This window comes from Leclercia sp. 119287 (genome assembly GCF_009734485.1).
In the GTDB taxonomy this organism is placed as follows: Bacteria; Pseudomonadota; Gammaproteobacteria; order Enterobacterales; family Enterobacteriaceae; genus Enterobacter; species Enterobacter adecarboxylatus_C.
On record NZ_CP046445.1, the window covers coordinates 3,780,032 to 3,795,617 of the forward strand.

Consider the following 15,586-nt stretch of genomic DNA (forward strand, 5'->3'; position numbering starts at 1 on the left):
AGTTTATCCGCTCTGCGGTTTGTTAAACAATCAAGGCTCACACACCGAGGAGTCGGCTATGAAAATCGTCATTATTGGTGCCAGCGGTACGGTCGGTCAGGCAGTCACAGAAGAGTTGAGTCGTCGTCATGAAGTCATTCGCGTGGGCCGCACAAAAGGCGATCATCAGGTGGATATCACCTCGCAGGCCAGCGTGCAGGCGCTGTTCGAGAAGATCGGCCCGGTGGATGCCATTGTCTCCGCCAGCGGCGGGCTGCACTTTGGCCCGCTCGCGACCATGACCGACAGCCAGTTCAACCAGGGGCTACAGGATAAATTGCTGGGCCAGGTGCGGCTGGCGCTGACCGGGCAGCACTATCTGAATGAAGGCGGGTCGATAACCCTGATCAGCGGCATTGTGGCCCACGAGCCGATTGCCCAGGGGGTGAATGCCACCACGGTCAATGCCGCGCTGGAGGGCTTTGTCCGCGCCGCAGCGTGCGAACTGTCGCGTGGAATTCGGATCAACCTGATTAGCCCGACGGTGCTTACCGAATCGGCCGAAGCCTACGACGGTTTCTTCCCGGGCTTCGAAAGCGTGCCCGCCGCCACCGTTGCCCAGGCCTATCGCCGCAGCGTGGAAGGGGTGCAGAGCGGGCGGGTCTATAAGGTGGGGTATTGAGTCGTTTGCAATTGCCGGGTGGCGCTTCGCTTACCCGGCCTACAAAAATCGCGAACCGTAGGCCGGGTAAGGCGTAGCCGCCACCCGGCACAACATCAGCCCACCGTGCCCCACACCAGGTTGCCGTTATGGAAGGTCGCGGTGCGCGGGGAAATGCGCGCCACCGCTTCGGCGGAGCAGGAGGCGTCCACCAGCACAAAGCTGGCGGCATCCTGCGCTTTCGGCCACACGCGCTCGCCTTTGTCGTTCAGCGGCAGCACGTCGCCAGTAGCAATACCTAACGCGCGGGACAGCGTCTGCTCGTTCGGGCGGATATAGAGCTGGGCATAGAGATTGGCTTTTTCCAGCATGTCCCCCAGGCCATACGGCGACCAGTGGTCGATCACGCTGTCGGTGCCGGTAATCACAAACACCCCTTTATCGCGCAGCTGCTTGAGCGGCATATGCAGGGTGCCGATCGGCACGGTAGAGGCGATGGTGATCTGCTGCGCCGCCATGCGCGGGGCCAGGGCGTCCACTTCCTGCTCGCTGAGCGTCGCCAGGGCAAAGGCGTGGCTGATGGTCAGCTTGCCCTTCAGCTCCGGCGTTTTCTCCACGGTTTGCACCATGTAGTTCACCGCCGCCACGCCCGCCGGGCTGGTTTCGTGCAGGTGGATATCCACCCCTTTGTCGTAATCCAGCGCAATCTGAAACATCAGGTCGAGGGATTTCTCCATCGCGCCATCGACGCTGGTGGGATCCAGCCCGCCGACATAGTGCGCCCCGGCCTGCATCGCCTCACGCATCAGCTTCTCCGAGTTCGAGAGCAACAGGCCGTGCTGCGGAAAAGCGACAATCTCGCAGTCGAATCTAGGCTTCCGCCGCGCCAGTACCGCCTGTAAATTCTCGAGGTTCTTCAGCCCCGAAGTCGGCTCGATATTGCAGTGGCTGCGGGCGATGGTGGAGCCCTTCGACTGGATCAAGTCGATCAGCTTTTCCGCCCGCTCCTGAGTGTAAGGTTGCAGCTCCGGAAGCAGCTTTTGCTCGAGGCGGATCATGTCCTGAATGGTGGTCCCCGCCGGGCGATTCAGGGAGCGCCACGGACCGCCGTAAAAGGTCTTATCCAGATGGATGTGCATGTCGCGCATCGCCGGGAGCAGCAGCTTGCCGCCGCCATCGTAGTGCGGCAGCGTGGCGTCGGCGTGGCTGTTGTTATCCAGCAGGGCGGCGATTTTGCCGTCCTTGATCTCCAGGGTTTTCAGCTCGGTGCGGGTGCTGACGGCCACGTCGCCGTCAAAGTTAAACCCGGCCTCCAGCAGCACGTTATCCAGATAGTAGTGGGTGGCGGTGATGTTCATCGGTTTGCCCGTCTCGCAGGTCGGTTTCGCTGTGTCAGCAGCATACGCGACGGAGCCGGTAGCGCCAAACAGCGCACAGGCGGTGGCAGCGGTGGCGATTTTGCCGCTCTGGCTGAGAAACTCCCGGCGGCTTTTATTCTCACTCATTGTCTTGTCCTTGTATTGTCTCGCGGCGGGCTGGAAGCCCGCCGGGGTTAGGCCACAATATGGGTACCCGTCTCGCCACGCAGCGCCGCAGGCAGGCAGTCCGGCGAGGTGATGATCACCCGCGTGCCGCCGTGGTGCAGGAATTCCAGGCTGGCAACGATTTTTGGCAGCATGCTTCCCGCCGGGAAGTGGCCCTCTTCCATGTAGCGCGTCATCTGCGCCACGCTCACCGTCTCCAGCGCCTGCTGGTTGGGCTTGCCGAAGTGGATGCACACTTTCTCCACGCCGGTGGTGATCACCAGCACGTTGGCGTGGATCTCGCGGGCCAGCAGCGCGGTGGAGAGATCTTTGTCGATCACCGCATCCACGCTCTGGTAGTCGCCCTGTGCGGTACGCACCACCGGAATGCCGCCGCCGCCCGCGCCAATCACCACGAAGCCTTTTTGCGTCAGCGCCTTGATGGCGTCGGCTTCGACGATGCGCACCGGCTGCGGCGAGGCCACCACGCGGCGGTATCCGCGGCCAGAATCCTCAACGAAATGCCAGTCGGGATGGGCGCGCTGTAGCTCATCACGCTGGGCCTCGCTGAAGAAAGCGCCAATCGGTTTAGTGGGATGGGTAAAGCCCGGGTCGTTCTGGTCCACTTCAACCTGAGTCACCACCGTCACCGCCTTCTGCTCGCCGCGGGCGGCGAGACGGTTGTTCAGCGCCTGCTGGATCAGGTAGCCGATCCCGCCCTGAGTGTCGGCCACGCAGTTCGCCAGCGGGGTCAGGGGCAGCCCTTCCCGCTCGTGGGCGATCTCCGCCCGGCGCAGATCCAGCCCCACCTGGGGGCCGTTGCCGTGGGTGAGGACGATGTCATAGTCGGAGGCCAGCATCTCCAGCACCGAGTCTGCGACCGCTTTCACCGCCTGCGCCTGGTGCTCAATCGACTGGCTGGCGTTATCTTTGATAATGCTGTTGCCACCGATGGCGACGACCATGAGTTCTTTCATACGTTTTCCTTCGCAACAGGGGCTGGTTCAACGCTCGCGGCTTCGCGGCTATCGAGAAAATGCTTCACCACAAACATGCCGCTCATCATCAGGTAGGCCAGCACGAAGGTCAGCGAGCTGCCCTCGGCGAAGCCGACCACCGGGGCGTGGATCACTCCGAACAGGGCCAGCAGCGCCCCGACGGCGGCAGCGACCGCACCGCGCAGCGGTTTATTGATGATGGCGAAGATGGCGATACAGCCCCACAGCATGCTGGCGAGCGGTGCGCCGTTGCCGAGGTGCATCAGCCCTTCGTAGTAAATCCCTTTGCTGTGCAGCACGTCGGTACCGATTTTCGCCGCGTTGGTTCCCGCCGCCCCCATCACGCTGTTCATCATTGTCAGCGCCCAGTTGGCGATCCACGGGAACAGGCAGATAAAGATGACGGGCACCTCCACTTTGGGCGTTTCCCTCACCACCTGGTTGGCGGTGACCACGCCGATAAAGACCAGAATCGGCACGATGGCGGTCATTGGAATGATGGCGAGCATAAAGGCCCCCAGCCCGAACAGCGGCACGATGAACATGGTTACGCCGGAGGCCAGCGTGTAGCCGATGCTCGCCCCCATCGCTTTCCAGCCCGCGTGGCCGACGTAGACCGTCACCGGGAACGGGTTGCCCATCAGGCAGCCGAGCATCGAGGCCAGACCGTTAGCCAGCATCACCTTGCGGGTCGGGTACTCATCCCCCGCCGCGTGGGCGCTTTCGATGTTCTCAAGGTCAAAGATGTAGTTCGCCAGCCCCAGCGGAACCGCCGACGCCAGATACGGCAACGCGTGCGGCAGACCCTGCATAAAGCTGTCGATATGCACTTCCGGCGGGTTGAAACCGAAGGAGGACATCGAGGCTTTGATCGCTTCCGGGCTTTGCAGGCCGGAGATCCACGCCAGCGCGGTACCGGCGATCAGCAGCAGCAGACCGGTCGGGATGCGGGCGAAGATCGGCTTTTTACCAAACCAGTTGATGAAGATCAGCAGCAGCACGATGAAGGAGACCGTCGGCGCTTCGAAGGCCTGGAGCATCGGGTTCATTGCCAGCAGCAGCAGACCCAGACCGGACAGGCACGACAGCAGCACGGTACGCGGGATCATCTTGCGGATGGTTTCGCCGAGGAAGGAACCGCCCGCGAGGATCATCGCCTCCACGAAGCACCACACCAGACCAATCTGGATGGCGAAATCCGCATCGCCGGTCTGCTGATAGACCGGCATCAGCACCAGGAAGGTCGCGGTGAAGATCGACGGGGCGCTCGGCCCCGACGGCAGTGCGGTGACGTCGTTACGCCCGGTCTGGCGCGCCATCTGTAAACCGAACCACGCCTAGCAGACGCTCGCCACCAGTACCGCCAGCCCGAAGGCTGGCGCAATACGTCCATAAACAATCTCTTTCGGGATGCCGACGACAAAAATGAGCAGCCCCATCATGGTCAGCAGGTTCGTCAGGTTGTTGGTCATCAACCCGAAGTACGCCGCCCAGTCACCTCTTTTCCACTCCAGTTTCATGCTTTTCATGGATGCTTACCTTATAAGAAGTAGCGATCGCGGAAGGTCAACAGCGCCTTTTCAAAACAGCTAAACGGCGGGTGAACGATGCCCGCCCCAATCATGCCGATCCCGGCGTCTTTGTGGGCAATCGCCGTGTTGATCACCGGCAGGATGCCGCTACCCGCCACGCGGGTAATGTCGATGGCGGTCGGGATGCCCATGAACGACAGCAGCGGAATGGTAACGTTCGGGTTTTCACCGAGGGTGATCTCGCGCATCTGGCGGGAGAAGTCGATAGCTTCCTCCACCGTGCCGCCTACCAGGGCGACAATCGCCGGGGCCGTCGCCATCGCAAAGCCGCCGATGCCGTAGGTTTCGGTGATGGCGCTGTCGCCGATATCCAGCCCGGAGTCTTCCGGCTTGTAGCCCGCGAACATCGGGCCAATCACCTGCTGCGCCGGGCCGGTGAACCACTGCCCCGGCAGGCCGGAAACACGCAGGCCAAACTCGTAGCCGTTGCGCGCCATGGTGGTGACCACGGTGCTGTACTCGATGCCGTGGGCGGCATCCAGCGCGGCTTTGCACATCGCCATCCACGTCGGGCCGGAGAAGTAGTCGCTGCTGGCGACAAACTCAAACACCTGCCGCTGCTGCTCCACCGGATAGCCCGCCTGGATCAGCCCCGGGGTCAGGGCCTGAATCAGCAGCGTGGTACCGGCATTGTTGCGGTTGTGGCACTCGTCGCCCATGTGCAGGGCCTGAGCCAGCATTAAGCGCAGGTCGATTTCGCCGATGATTTTCATGGCATCGCGCAGCATCGGGCCGAGCACGTCGCGCATCCAGTTCAGACGGTCGATCACGCTCTGGTCGTTGGCACCCATGCGCAGGATCTTCGCCATCTGCTCGCTGAGGTTGGTGAAGGCGCGGTTGCCCCAGGTTTTGTTCTCGACGATGTGCATAAACATCGACGCGGAGGTAACGCCCGCCATCGAGCCCACGCAGTCGTGCTCGTGACACGGCGAGAAGGTGATCTCTCCGGAGGCCGCCAGCCGTGCCGCGTCCTCGAGATCTGTTGCCAGCCCTTCAAACACCAGCGCCCCGGTAACGGCCCCTTTCATCGCTCCGCACATGTTTTCCCAGGCCACCGGCGGACCGGCGTGCAGGATGGTGGTGCGGGTCATCCCCGGCACCACGTTAATGGCCTGGTCGTAGCCCACCAGCACCGGGTGAGACTGGATAATGCGCTCCAGCGCGATTTTGTTGGCAGCGGCAATTTTCTCCGCCAGCGGTTTATCCGCCAGCTGATCCAGCGCTTCCACCACCTGCATATTGCCCTGCCCCGGCGGGGTCCAGTCGAGGTGGGTAACCGGGACGTGCTGCTTCTTCAGGTCGTCGCTGAACAGGGCGATGCCGACGTTAATGACGTTAAGCGGCTGGTTAAATAAGGTGGTCATCAGGCTTTCTCCCCTTTGCAGACAAATTCACGTGCCAGTAATCCGGTATTGGTACTGCTGCTGGCCCAGATGACGCCCGCATCGGTCAGCAGCTGGCACTGCTGGCTGAGAGACGGGGTATCCTGGTCGGTGCCGAGCACATAGCCGAGGATCTCCAGCGGACGGTTGTCGGCTCTGGCGATCGCCTGCGCCTCCTTGATCGCCTCGATCATCACCCCCACCGGATCTTCATGCGATCCGAACCCGAGAACGAAGTCCATGACGATCACCCCCACTTCGGGATCCCGCGCCTCCTGCAGCAGGCGGCTGATGCGGTTGGTCGGGTCGATCATCGGGTGCGGTTTGCCGTTGGTGAAGTCGTCGTCACCAAAGTCGAGGAAGGTGTGGGCCTGGCTGACGTTGATATCTGCCAGACGTTTGGTCGGATCCGGCTGAATGTTGCTGTAGACATCGTCGTATTTTTCCAGCGCGGCGAACATGGCTTCGTCGCACAGGGTGCCGCCGCAGAACAGGCCGCGAATGTACTTCTGCTGCGGGGTCAGACGAGCGCGCACCTCTTCGATCAGCGGCCAGTTGAGCGGGTGCAGATCCAGTGACTCTTTTTTAATCCCGGTGAGCAGGACCGCTTTCAGCGCCGCCTCTTTGGTGCCGCGGGCAAACTGTAATCCGTCTTCATCGGCCGGTGGCTCATTGCGACCGAGGAAGCAGACCACCACAGGTTTACGGCAGGCGCGGGCGCGGGCCAGCACTTTCTCGGCCACCGCAGGCGCGGGCGGTTTGGAGATCAGCGCGATGACCTGGGTGGCGTCGTCGGCTTCCAGCATGCCGATGGCGTCGAGCATCATCAGCCCGCCGATTTTTTCGCTCAGATCGCGGCCGCCGGTGCCGATCAGCTGGGAGATCCCGCCGCCGAACTCGTGGATGCGCGCGCTCAGCTCCTGGCTGCCGGTACCGGAGGCACCGACGATACCGATCGAGCCGCGACGCACCGCGTTGGCAAAGCACAGCCCGGCCCCGTTAATGATGGCGGTGCCGCAGTCCGGCCCCATCATCAGCAGCCCTTTCTCGTGGGCCAGCTGCTTGAGCGCCAGCTCGTCGTCGAGCGAGACGTTATCAGAGAACAGCATCACGTTGAGGCCGTTCTCCAGCGCCTGGCGCGCCTCGCGGGCGGCAAAGGTGCCGTTGACGGAGATCACCGCCAGATTGCTCTCCGGGCGATGGGTTTTGGCGCTGGCGAGGGTGGCGTAGCGCGCTTCATGACTGCCGGCGCTCTCTTTGCGGGTGAACAGGGCTTCGATGGCGGCCAGGGTGTCGTCGTTGGCGGCCTCGCCTTTAATGACGATCATCAGGTCGCCGTTTTTGGCGTCTTCTAATTCCGGCGTCAGCAGGCCGAGATTTTTTAATACGCCTTTATTCATTTCAGTGGCCATGGCGACAAAGGCCTGTTCCACGCCGGGCAATTTATTGGCTTTGGTGGAAACCGACATCAGCGATACGGAATCAAAATAAGTATTCTTTTTTATTACGATTTTGGTGGGCATTACGTCCTCCTGGATGCGGGCAAAAGGGGGCCACATCACGCCCGAAGGCATGATGGAATAACGGTCCGGTTTTAATTTCAGGCCAGCCCGAAACGGCTGGCCGGGGGTATTACGCGCCGGCGGCGATCAGCAGGTCGGCGATCTCGTTGAAGCCTTTTTCCCGCGCCAGTTCGAGGGGGGATTTGCCGTACTTGTCGGTCATGTGCGGGTTGGCGCCGTGGTCGAGCAGCAGCTTCACAATCGCCTGCTGGCGGGCACCACCATCATTGAGAACGATGGCTTCGAGCAGCGGCGTCCAGCCTACGAAGTTGGTGTGGTTAACGTTGATGTCGGTGTGGGTCAGCAGCTCCTGCACCACTTCCAGATGCCCCTTCTCGCTGGCCGGGGTGATGCCCACGCCGCCAAAGCGGGTCAGCCTGTCGAGATCCGGGTTGGCCGGCAGCACCAGGCGCAGCAGGGTGAGATCGTTGGTCAGGCAGCTGATGAGGAACGGGTTGAAACAGGTCTGATCCTGCTGGTCGATATTGGCCCCGGCGGCAATCAGTAATTCCACGCAGGGATAATGTTTATTCAGGCTGGCAATAATAATGGCGGTTCTTTTCTGCCGGTTGGTGGCGTTAATATCCACCCCTTTTTCCAGACAGGCTTTTAATGCGTCGGCATTTCCCTGTTCGGCGGCTAGCAGAAATTCAGTAACAAGCTCATTGCTGGACATATCCACACTCCTGGTTTTCCTTTCTGATGGACTGAGCATAGCAACGGCCTGGTCAGAAAAGAATCCGCTTAAAAATGATTCATCGACAGCGAATTCATTGTTGAGTTAAATTTAACAGTGGAGTCAAAATGTGCGTCTGTGCAACCTTTTCCTTATGTTTTACCGCTTTTTAAGCCCCTAAGCTGCATTCTGCTTATGTTTACGCAGCCCTTGTGCCGTGCGGCTCGCAGCAAATTTGCAGAACTGTGACCGGCGTCAAATGCGTTGTAACCACTTTGTTAAAATATGTTCAAAACTGATGGGTGCCGGGAGCCATAATATGAATTCCATCTTTACCGAAGAGAACCTGCTGGCCTTCACCACCGCGGCGCGTTTTGGCAGCTACAGCAAAGCCGCCGCCGAACTGGGGGTGACCACCTCAGCCATCAGCTACACCATCAAGCGGATGGAGACCGGCCTCGACGTGGTGCTGTTTGTGCGTAACACCCGCAGCATCGAGCTGACCGAGTCGGGGTTCTACTTCTACCGCAAATCCATAGACCTGCTGAACGACTTCCACGCCATCAAGCGTGGGATCGACACCATTTCGCAGGGCATTGAGACCCGGGTGCGGATCTGCATCAACCAGCTGCTCTACACCCCGCGCCACACCGCTCGCCTGTTACAGGTGCTGAAAAAGCAGTTCCCCACCTGTCAGATCACGGTCACGACCGAGGTGTACAACGGGGTCTGGGATTCGATCATCAATAACCAGGCGAATATCGCCATTGGTGCTCCGGATACCCTGCTCGACGGCGGCGGGATTGATTACACCGAGATTGGCGCCATCCGCTGGGTGTTCGCCATCGCCCCGGACCATCCGCTGGCGCTGGCCCCGGAGCCGCTGGCCGAGAGCCAGCTGCGCCTGTATCCCAACATCATGGTTGAAGACACGGCGCACACTATCAATAAAAAAGTGGGCTGGCTGCTGCACGGCCAGGAGGCGATCCTGGTTCCGGATTTCAATACCAAGTGCCAGTGTCAGATCCTCGGGGAAGGGATTGGTTTTTTACCGGAGCATATGGCGAGAGAGGCGGTAGATGCAGGACTGCTGGTGACGCGACGTATTAATAACCCGCGCCAGGATTCGCGCATGCTGCTCGCCACGCAGCATGCGGCTACCGGTCAGGTCACCCGCTGGATCAAACAGCAGTTTGCGCCTCAGGGGGTGCTGACCGGGATCTACAGCGATTTACTGTGGCGGGATTAGCTGCGGCTCTGCACCCAGAACGCGTGGATAAGGCCGGGGATGTAACCCAACAGGGTCAGGATGATGTTCAGAATAAACGCCCAGCCGAAGCCCTTACCCAGCAGCACGCCAAGGGGCGGTAAAATGATGGTAATTACGATACGCCAGAAACCCATAGATTCTCCATGCAAGCAGTCAGGTCATTGTAAAAGAAGAGCTTTTACCTTAAGCGTAGTGAGTCTACGCACAGCCGCCAGCGTTCGCGTGAAGTTTTACCCTCTTTTACCCTCTTTACACAGGTTTAGTCTGGCGATTAAGGGGTAATCCGCGCGGGATGCTGTACCCGGGCCTGCGCCTGGGCTAAGCTCAGGGACACATCAATCCTGAAGGAGGTAATTATGTTTTCTGTTGGCGATCTCGTACAACCGCGCATGGGCGGGCCGAAACTTAAAGTCATCGAAGTGCATGAAGATCAGATTGTGGCGGTGCAGGCGAGTAACGAGCAAGGGGAGAAATTCACCCTGAAGGCAGCGGACGTAACGCTGTATAAAGAAGACGGTGATTTTGGGGTCTGCTAAGCAGACGCTACCGGGCGGTATTACTCCGCCCGATATGCACAGTTTAAATCAGGAAATCATCCAGTGATTTTCCTTCTGCCAGTGCAAGGGCAATAGGCTTCGGCGTACGGCCCTGACCGGTCCAGGTTTTTTCCTGACCGTCGACATCGGTAAAGCGATATTTTGCCGCGCGCGCCTGACGTTTTTTCGGCTGTGCCGGGGCGTTCAGCAGATCGGAACTCAGCAGATCTTCTGCCGAAATACCGTCGGCTTTCATCATCTCCAGCAGGGCGTTAATTTTCTGACTCTGTTCGGCACGCTGCTGTTCAACTTCAGCCTGTTCATTACGTTTCTCTTCCGTGACAATGCGCAGCTTTTCGAGCATATCTTCCAGCACGTCCAGCGAGAATTCACGCGCCGTTGCGCGCAGGGTACGAATATTATTAAGATTCTGTAACAGCGAAGTCATATAAAATGAAAACCTTTTCAAGTCGATAAAATAAACAATAGCGGCCATGGTAATTCATTTGTTTATGAATATCCAGACAACAGCGCACGAAAATATAATTTATCTCAAATTAAATGAAATAAAGAAAATAGTCAGCGCGATGCTTCTCTTTTTGTATGATTTATCCTGATAACCTGTTTAATGATTATTTAATTCCTGAACCTTTCCAGGGTAATTGCCTGGGCCTTTTCTCTTGTCGGCATAACGACTATTCATTCACTTCTGGCGCATAAAACAAAAACTCACTTTCCAGACTTTCACTCCAACCAATCTCAAACTGGCAGCATGAGCAGCAAGCAAAGCACGGGATTTTTCGCCCCGGAACACAGCAGATGCCAGCCGCTGAAAATAAAAAATACAAACCATTGTTTATCAAAAAGAAATACAAAGAACGAAGAGAAAATGCCGCCGCGCTGGCAAAACCGATTGGCTTAGAGAATTTTACGGACAAAACGCCTTTAAATAAAAATTTATCGCTAATTGTAGGTTTCAATGCAGAGAGATACTCTATACACGAAAAATAATGCAAACTAAAGCACTAACCTACCCTGCTTTAGCCTCTCTGTTATACAACCTTTAAGGAGTCAGGACATGTTCTCTCGGCAGTCTCGCCTGCGTCACGCGGTAGCGGATACCTTTGCCATGGTGGTCTACTGTTCGGTGGTGAACATGCTGATTGAAATATTCCTCTCCGGAATGACCTTCGAGCAGTCGCTTTCCTCCCGCATGGTGGCCGTCCCGGTGAATATCCTTATTGCATGGCCATACGGTTTCTATCGCGATGCGGTGATGCGCGTTGCCCGTCGCTACTCGCCCACCGGCTGGATGAAAAATCTGGCGGACGTGGTGGCCTACGTCACCTTTCAGTCGCCGGTGTATGTCGCGATCCTGTTAACGGTGGGAGCCGACTGGCACCAGATTGCCGCGGCGGTGAGTTCAAATATCGTGGTGTCGATGATGATGGGTGCGGTCTACGGCTATTTCCTCGATTACTGCCGACGTCTGTTCAAAGTCAGCCAGTATCAACAGGTCAAAGCGTAAAGCACGGCGACTGGCGCAAGCCAGTCGCGTCATTATTGCGCGTCGCCAAACAGGCCCTTCAGAAAGCGTTCCAGCGCCATGCGGGAACTGAAGCCATGCGGAATACCATAATGTTCCTGGTTATTGCCCCCTAAATAGAGCGGAAACTGCTCATAATGGTCGCTGGTTTTCATCTCTGAAGCAGGGTCCGCAAAGGAAAGGCTTTTCTCTTTCAGCGTCGGGTGAATGATCAGCGCCGTGCGCCCCATACGGGCTTCCCGGTTCACATAAACATAATTATCGCCACGACGGTACCCGTATGCTTTTTGGGTTACCACATCCACGGTAAATCCCGCTTTTTCAAGTTCGCGCGCAACCTCATCGGGTCGTAAATACATATTCTTTCCTCGTTATCATTTCCTGCCGGGCAACCTTACCGTATTCAGCAATAGCAGCGCTTTCAGAAAAATCCATAAACGGCCTGATAAGCCGTGACCGGCTTCAGATATTAAAAAGGTGGTCTAAACTATTAATTACCGCAAATACAAGGGAGAAGCATATGTTTAACCGTTCGAACCGAAACGATGTTGACGACGATGTTCAGGATATCCATAACGATGTCAGGAAATTAGCGGATTCGCTGGAAAGCGTTTTGAAATCCTGGGGATCGGATGCGAAGGGCGAAGCGGACGACGCCAGACGTAAAGCCAAATCGCTGCTGCGTGAAACCCGCGCGCGTCTGCAGGGTCGCTCGACCGGCAAGCAGGCTGCCTGCGATGCCATTGGCTGCGCTAACACCTTTATCCGCGAACGTCCGATGTGTGCGGTAGGGACCGTCGCCGCGGTGGGGATCTTTATCGGCGCGCTGCTTGCTCTGCGCAAATAATCTCCGATCCGGCTCTATCCTCCTTTGCCCCCATGCCCTGCGGTGTGGGGGTTTTTCTTTTTTAAGCCCGAGCGCCTCCCTCTCCCGCTGAACGCATCACCGACAGTGAACCCCTGACATTTTCCCATATCTTGTATGGTTGAAACTTACGATAACTACATCTAGTATTCTCTTTAGCAAGACAGACTCCTGGTGACGCACTAACTGGCGTCGGAATCCTATTCTAAATGGAAATACGAATCATGCGCATTATTATTTACACTCGAAACGACTGTGTGCAGTGCCATGCTACCAAACGCGCCATGGAGAGCCGCGGCGTGACCTTTGAAATGGTGAATGTTGACCTGGTTCCTGACGCGGCAGAGACGCTCAAAGCCCAGGGGTTCCGCCAGCTGCCGGTGGTGATCGCCGGGGAAACCCGTTGGTCCGGCTTCCGCCCGGATCTGATTAACCGTCTGCCCCAGCCTGCCCAGGCCGCCCGGGCATGAGCCTGCTCGTCTACTTCTCCAGCAGCTCGGAGAACACGCACCGCTTTATCGCGCGCGTCGGGCTGCCTGCCGTACGGATCCCGCTTAACGAGCGGGAGCGGATCCAGGTAGACGAGCCCTTTATTCTGGTGGTGCCCAGCTACGGCGGGGGTGGAACGGCCGGGGCGGTGCCGCGGCAGGCGATCCGCTTTCTCAACGATCCGCATAACCGGGCGCTTATCCGCGGGGTGATTGCCGCCGGCAACCGTAATTTCGGTGAGGCCTTCTGCCGCGCCGGGGACGTCATCTCACAAAAATGCGGCGTGCCGTACCTCTATCGCTTCGAGCTGATGGGGACCCAGCAGGACGTCGACAACGTGCGTAAAGGAGTGAACGAATTTTGGCAACGACAACCGCAGAGCGCGTGATGCAGAGATCAACCGATTTCCATGCGCTGAACGCCATGCTGAACCTGTACGATCGGGACGGGAAAATCCAGTTCAGCAAAGATCATGAGGCGGTGGACGCCTTTTTTAACGCCCACGTCTACCCCAATAGCATGGCCTTTAACAGCCCGCAGGCGCGTCTCGATTATCTGGTCAGCGAGAGTTACTACGATCCGAGGGTGCTGGCACGCTTCGATCGTGCCTTCGTGCTGGGGCTGTTTGCCCACGCTCACGCCAGCGGTTTTCGTTTTCAGACCTTCCTCGGCGCATGGAAGTTTTATACCAGCTATACCCTGAAAACCTTCGACGGTAAGCAGTACCTCGAACACTTCGAGGATCGGGTGGTGATGGTGGCCCTGACCCTGTCCCAGGGGGATGAAACCCTCGCCCGCCAGCTTACCGACGAAATGCTCGCCGGACGCTTCCAGCCCGCGACGCCCACCTTCCTCAACTGCGGCAAGGCCCAGCGCGGGGAGCTGGTCTCCTGCTTCCTGCTGCGTATCGAAGACAATATGGAGTCCATTGGCCGGGCGGTGAACTCAGCGTTGCAGCTCTCCAAACGCGGCGGCGGCGTGGCGTTTTTACTCTCGAACCTGCGGGAAGCGGGGGCGCCGATCAAGCGCATTGAGAACCAGTCCTCGGGGGTGATCCCGGTGATGAAAATGCTGGAAGATGCTTTCTCCTACGCCAACCAGCTGGGCGCGCGCCAGGGGGCCGGGGCGGTCTATCTGCATGCCCATCACCCGGACATTCTGCGGTTCCTCGACACCAAAAGGGAAAACGCCGACGAAAAAATTCGTATCAAAACCCTGTCGCTGGGAGTGGTGATCCCGGATATCACCTTCCGGCTGGCGAAGGAGAACGCCGATATGGCGCTGTTCTCACCCTATGACGTGGAGCGGATTTACGGCAAGCCGTTTGGCGATGTGGCGGTCAGCGAGCTGTACGACAAGATGGTGGCGGATCCGCGCATTCGTAAGACTACCCTCAACGCCCGCGACTTCTTCCAGCGGCTGGCGGAGATCCAGTTTGAGTCCGGCTATCCGTACATCATGTATGAAGATACCGTTAACCGCGCCAACCCCATTGCCGGGCGCATCAACATGAGCAACCTGTGCTCGGAGATTTTGCAGGTCAACAGCGCCTCAACCTATGACGAGGATCTGGATTACACCCGGATCGGGCACGATATCTCCTGCAATCTGGGCTCGCTGAACATTGCCCACACCATGGACTCCCCTGACTTTGGCCGTACCGTCGAAACTGCGGTGCGCGGCCTGTCGGCGGTGTCGGACATGAGCCACATCCGCAGCGTGCCGTCGGTGGAGGCCGGGAACGCCGCCTCCCACGCCATCGGCCTCGGGCAGATGAACCTGCACGGCTATCTGGCGCGGGAGGGGATCGCCTACGGCAGCCCGGAGGGGCTGGATTTCACCAATCTCTATTTCTACACCATCACTTGGCACGCCCTGAACACCTCGATGATGCTGGCCCGCGAAAAGGGGCGGCGTTTCGCGGGCTTCGAACAGTCGAGCTACGCCAGCGGGGAGTACTTTAATCAGTATCTGGAAAACGGCTGGCAGCCTAAAACGGAGAAGGTGCGCGCGCTCTTTGCCCGGGCCGGCATTACCCTGCCGACGCGGGAGATGTGGCAGCAGCTGCGGGACGACGTGATGCAGTTCGGCATCTACAACCAGAATTTGCAGGCGGTGCCGCCTACCGGGTCGATCTCGTACATCAACCATGCGACCTCGAGCATTCACCCTATCGTCTCGAAAATCGAGATCCGCAAAGAGGGCAAAACCGGGCGCGTTTACTACCCTGCCCCCTTTATGACCAACGAGAACCTGGCCCTGTATCAGGACGCCTACGAGATTGGGCCGGAAAAGATTATCGATACCTATGCCGAGGCGACGAAGCACGTCGACCAGGGGCTGTCGCTGACGCTGTTCTTCCCGGACACCGCCACCACCCGCGACATCAACAGAGCGCAGATTTACGCGTGGAAGAAAGGGATCAAAACCCTTTACTACATTCGCCTGCGCCAGCTTGCGCTGGAAGGCACCGAAACAGAAGGCTGCGTGTCCTGCGCGCTTTAAGG

General features: G+C 58.4%; 17 protein-coding genes and 1 pseudogene. 9 read left to right on the forward strand and 9 right to left on the reverse strand.

The window, feature by feature from the left end; all coding sequences use genetic code 11:
* The first annotated feature begins 58 nt into the window (after positions 1-58).
* Positions 59-661, forward strand: a complete 603-nt coding sequence (locus tag GNG27_RS18115) for a short chain dehydrogenase (protein ID WP_156264473.1) — start codon at positions 59-61, stop codon at positions 659-661.
* A gap of 95 nt (positions 662-756) precedes the next feature.
* Here the strand turns inward: GNG27_RS18115 and GNG27_RS18120 are convergent, their stop codons facing one another.
* The 6 genes and pseudogenes from GNG27_RS18120 to GNG27_RS18145 all read right to left on the reverse strand — a co-directional run bounded on the left by GNG27_RS18120 (position 757) and on the right by GNG27_RS18145 (position 8,373).
* Positions 757-2,145, reverse strand: a complete 1,389-nt coding sequence (locus tag GNG27_RS18120; RefSeq protein ID WP_156264474.1) for an amidohydrolase family protein — start codon at positions 2,143-2,145, stop codon at positions 757-759.
* A 47-nt stretch (positions 2,146-2,192) separates the two neighbouring features.
* Entirely contained in the window at positions 2,193-3,140 is a 948-nt protein-coding gene (locus GNG27_RS18125) for a carbamate kinase family protein (protein WP_142486834.1), read from the reverse strand.
* A pseudogene (locus GNG27_RS18130) lies at positions 3,137-4,690 on the reverse strand (xanthine permease). The gene GNG27_RS18125 and the pseudogene GNG27_RS18130 overlap by 4 nt, the downstream one beginning before the upstream one ends.
* An 11-nt stretch (positions 4,691-4,701) precedes the next feature.
* Positions 4,702-6,117 (reverse strand): DUF1116 domain-containing protein, encoded by a 1,416-nt coding sequence (locus tag GNG27_RS18135; RefSeq protein ID WP_185902384.1) that lies wholly within the window; start codon positions 6,115-6,117, stop codon positions 4,702-4,704.
* On the reverse strand, positions 6,117-7,658 hold the full coding sequence (gene fdrA / locus GNG27_RS18140; RefSeq protein WP_156264475.1) for an acyl-CoA synthetase FdrA: 1,542 nt from the start codon (positions 7,656-7,658) through the stop codon (positions 6,117-6,119). Before fdrA ends, GNG27_RS18135 begins: the two co-directional genes overlap by 1 nt.
* A gap of 109 nt (positions 7,659-7,767) precedes the next feature.
* On the reverse strand, positions 7,768-8,373 hold the full coding sequence (locus GNG27_RS18145) for an ankyrin repeat domain-containing protein (RefSeq protein WP_142486838.1): 606 nt from the start codon (positions 8,371-8,373) through the stop codon (positions 7,768-7,770).
* Positions 8,374-8,692: 319 nt separating this feature from the next.
* Between GNG27_RS18145 and GNG27_RS18150 the strand changes: the two genes are divergently transcribed.
* The gene (locus GNG27_RS18150) at positions 8,693-9,622 is read left to right on the forward strand and encodes a LysR substrate-binding domain-containing protein (RefSeq protein ID WP_156264476.1); all 930 of its coding nucleotides are present in this window, start codon (positions 8,693-8,695) and stop codon (positions 9,620-9,622) included.
* Here the strand turns inward: GNG27_RS18150 and GNG27_RS18155 are convergent.
* Positions 9,619-9,777 carry a YqaE/Pmp3 family membrane protein gene (locus GNG27_RS18155; RefSeq protein WP_032613478.1) on the reverse strand — a complete coding sequence of 53 codons (159 nt, stop codon included), beginning with the start codon at positions 9,775-9,777 and terminating at the stop codon, positions 9,619-9,621. The genes GNG27_RS18150 and GNG27_RS18155 overlap by 4 nt on opposite strands.
* 222 nt (positions 9,778-9,999) lie before the next feature.
* Here GNG27_RS18155 and GNG27_RS18160 point away from each other — a divergent pair, with 222 nt between their 5' ends.
* A complete protein-coding gene (locus GNG27_RS18160; RefSeq protein ID WP_142486840.1) occupies positions 10,000-10,179 on the forward strand; it encodes a hypothetical protein in 180 nt (59 codons plus the stop codon).
* A gap of 43 nt (positions 10,180-10,222) precedes the next feature.
* Here GNG27_RS18160 and stpA read toward each other — a convergent pair whose 3' ends face one another.
* Positions 10,223-10,627 (reverse strand): DNA-binding protein StpA, encoded by a 405-nt coding sequence (gene stpA / locus GNG27_RS18165; RefSeq protein ID WP_142486841.1) that lies wholly within the window; start codon positions 10,625-10,627, stop codon positions 10,223-10,225.
* A gap of 371 nt (positions 10,628-10,998) precedes the next feature.
* Between stpA and GNG27_RS18170 the strand changes: the two genes are divergently transcribed.
* Both GNG27_RS18170 and alaE read left to right on the forward strand, forming a co-directional pair.
* On the forward strand, positions 10,999-11,190 hold the full coding sequence (locus tag GNG27_RS18170) for a hypothetical protein (protein WP_156264477.1): 192 nt from the start codon (positions 10,999-11,001) through the stop codon (positions 11,188-11,190).
* Positions 11,191-11,257: 67 nt separating this feature from the next.
* Positions 11,258-11,707 carry an L-alanine exporter AlaE gene (alaE, locus tag GNG27_RS18175; RefSeq protein WP_156264478.1) on the forward strand — a complete coding sequence of 150 codons (450 nt, stop codon included), beginning with the start codon at positions 11,258-11,260 and terminating at the stop codon, positions 11,705-11,707.
* 32 nt (positions 11,708-11,739) lie between these two features.
* Here the strand turns inward: alaE and GNG27_RS18180 are convergent, their stop codons facing one another.
* The gene (locus tag GNG27_RS18180) at positions 11,740-12,084 is read right to left on the reverse strand and encodes a DUF2002 family protein (RefSeq protein WP_142486844.1); all 345 of its coding nucleotides are present in this window, start codon (positions 12,082-12,084) and stop codon (positions 11,740-11,742) included.
* A 161-nt stretch (positions 12,085-12,245) separates the two neighbouring features.
* On the opposite strand from GNG27_RS18180, the gene GNG27_RS18185 reads away from it, so the two are divergent.
* The 4 genes from GNG27_RS18185 (at position 12,246) to nrdE (ending at position 15,584) form a co-directional block, all read left to right on the forward strand.
* Positions 12,246-12,572: a DUF883 family protein gene (locus GNG27_RS18185; RefSeq protein WP_032613488.1), complete on the forward strand. Its 327-nt coding sequence runs from the start codon at positions 12,246-12,248 to the stop codon at positions 12,570-12,572.
* 227 nt (positions 12,573-12,799) lie between these two features.
* Positions 12,800-13,060 (forward strand): glutaredoxin-like protein NrdH, encoded by a 261-nt coding sequence (gene nrdH, locus GNG27_RS18190; protein WP_156264479.1) that lies wholly within the window; start codon positions 12,800-12,802, stop codon positions 13,058-13,060.
* Positions 13,057-13,467, forward strand: a complete 411-nt coding sequence (gene nrdI / locus GNG27_RS18195) for a class Ib ribonucleoside-diphosphate reductase assembly flavoprotein NrdI (RefSeq protein ID WP_156264480.1) — start codon at positions 13,057-13,059, stop codon at positions 13,465-13,467. Before nrdH ends, nrdI begins: the two co-directional genes overlap by 4 nt.
* A complete protein-coding gene (nrdE, locus tag GNG27_RS18200; protein WP_156264481.1) occupies positions 13,440-15,584 on the forward strand; it encodes a class 1b ribonucleoside-diphosphate reductase subunit alpha in 2,145 nt (714 codons plus the stop codon). Before nrdI ends, nrdE begins: the two co-directional genes overlap by 28 nt.
* Positions 15,585-15,586 lie beyond the last annotated feature (2 nt).

Coding starts and splice junctions, on each gene's coding strand:
- GNG27_RS18115 (WP_156264473.1), top strand. CDS start 59: ATGAAAATCGTCATTATTGGTGCCAGCGGTACGGTCGGTCAGGCAGTC.
- GNG27_RS18120 (WP_156264474.1), bottom strand. CDS start 2,145: ATGAGTGAGAATAAAAGCCGCCGGGAGTTTCTCAGCCAGAGCGGCAAA.
- GNG27_RS18125 (WP_142486834.1), bottom strand. CDS start 3,140: ATGAAAGAACTCATGGTCGTCGCCATCGGTGGCAACAGCATTATCAAA.
- GNG27_RS18135 (WP_185902384.1), bottom strand. CDS start 6,117: ATGACCACCTTATTTAACCAGCCGCTTAACGTCATTAACGTCGGCATC.
- fdrA (WP_156264475.1), bottom strand. CDS start 7,658: ATGCCCACCAAAATCGTAATAAAAAAGAATACTTATTTTGATTCCGTA.
- GNG27_RS18145 (WP_142486838.1), bottom strand. CDS start 8,373: ATGTCCAGCAATGAGCTTGTTACTGAATTTCTGCTAGCCGCCGAACAG.
- GNG27_RS18150 (WP_156264476.1), top strand. CDS start 8,693: ATGAATTCCATCTTTACCGAAGAGAACCTGCTGGCCTTCACCACCGCG.
- GNG27_RS18155 (WP_032613478.1), bottom strand. CDS start 9,777: ATGGGTTTCTGGCGTATCGTAATTACCATCATTTTACCGCCCCTTGGC.
- GNG27_RS18160 (WP_142486840.1), top strand. CDS start 10,000: ATGTTTTCTGTTGGCGATCTCGTACAACCGCGCATGGGCGGGCCGAAA.
- stpA (WP_142486841.1), bottom strand. CDS start 10,627: ATGACTTCGCTGTTACAGAATCTTAATAATATTCGTACCCTGCGCGCA.
- GNG27_RS18170 (WP_156264477.1), top strand. CDS start 10,999: ATGCCAGCCGCTGAAAATAAAAAATACAAACCATTGTTTATCAAAAAG.
- alaE (WP_156264478.1), top strand. CDS start 11,258: ATGTTCTCTCGGCAGTCTCGCCTGCGTCACGCGGTAGCGGATACCTTT.
- GNG27_RS18180 (WP_142486844.1), bottom strand. CDS start 12,084: ATGTATTTACGACCCGATGAGGTTGCGCGCGAACTTGAAAAAGCGGGA.
- GNG27_RS18185 (WP_032613488.1), top strand. CDS start 12,246: ATGTTTAACCGTTCGAACCGAAACGATGTTGACGACGATGTTCAGGAT.
- nrdH (WP_156264479.1), top strand. CDS start 12,800: ATGGAAATACGAATCATGCGCATTATTATTTACACTCGAAACGACTGT.
- nrdI (WP_156264480.1), top strand. CDS start 13,057: ATGAGCCTGCTCGTCTACTTCTCCAGCAGCTCGGAGAACACGCACCGC.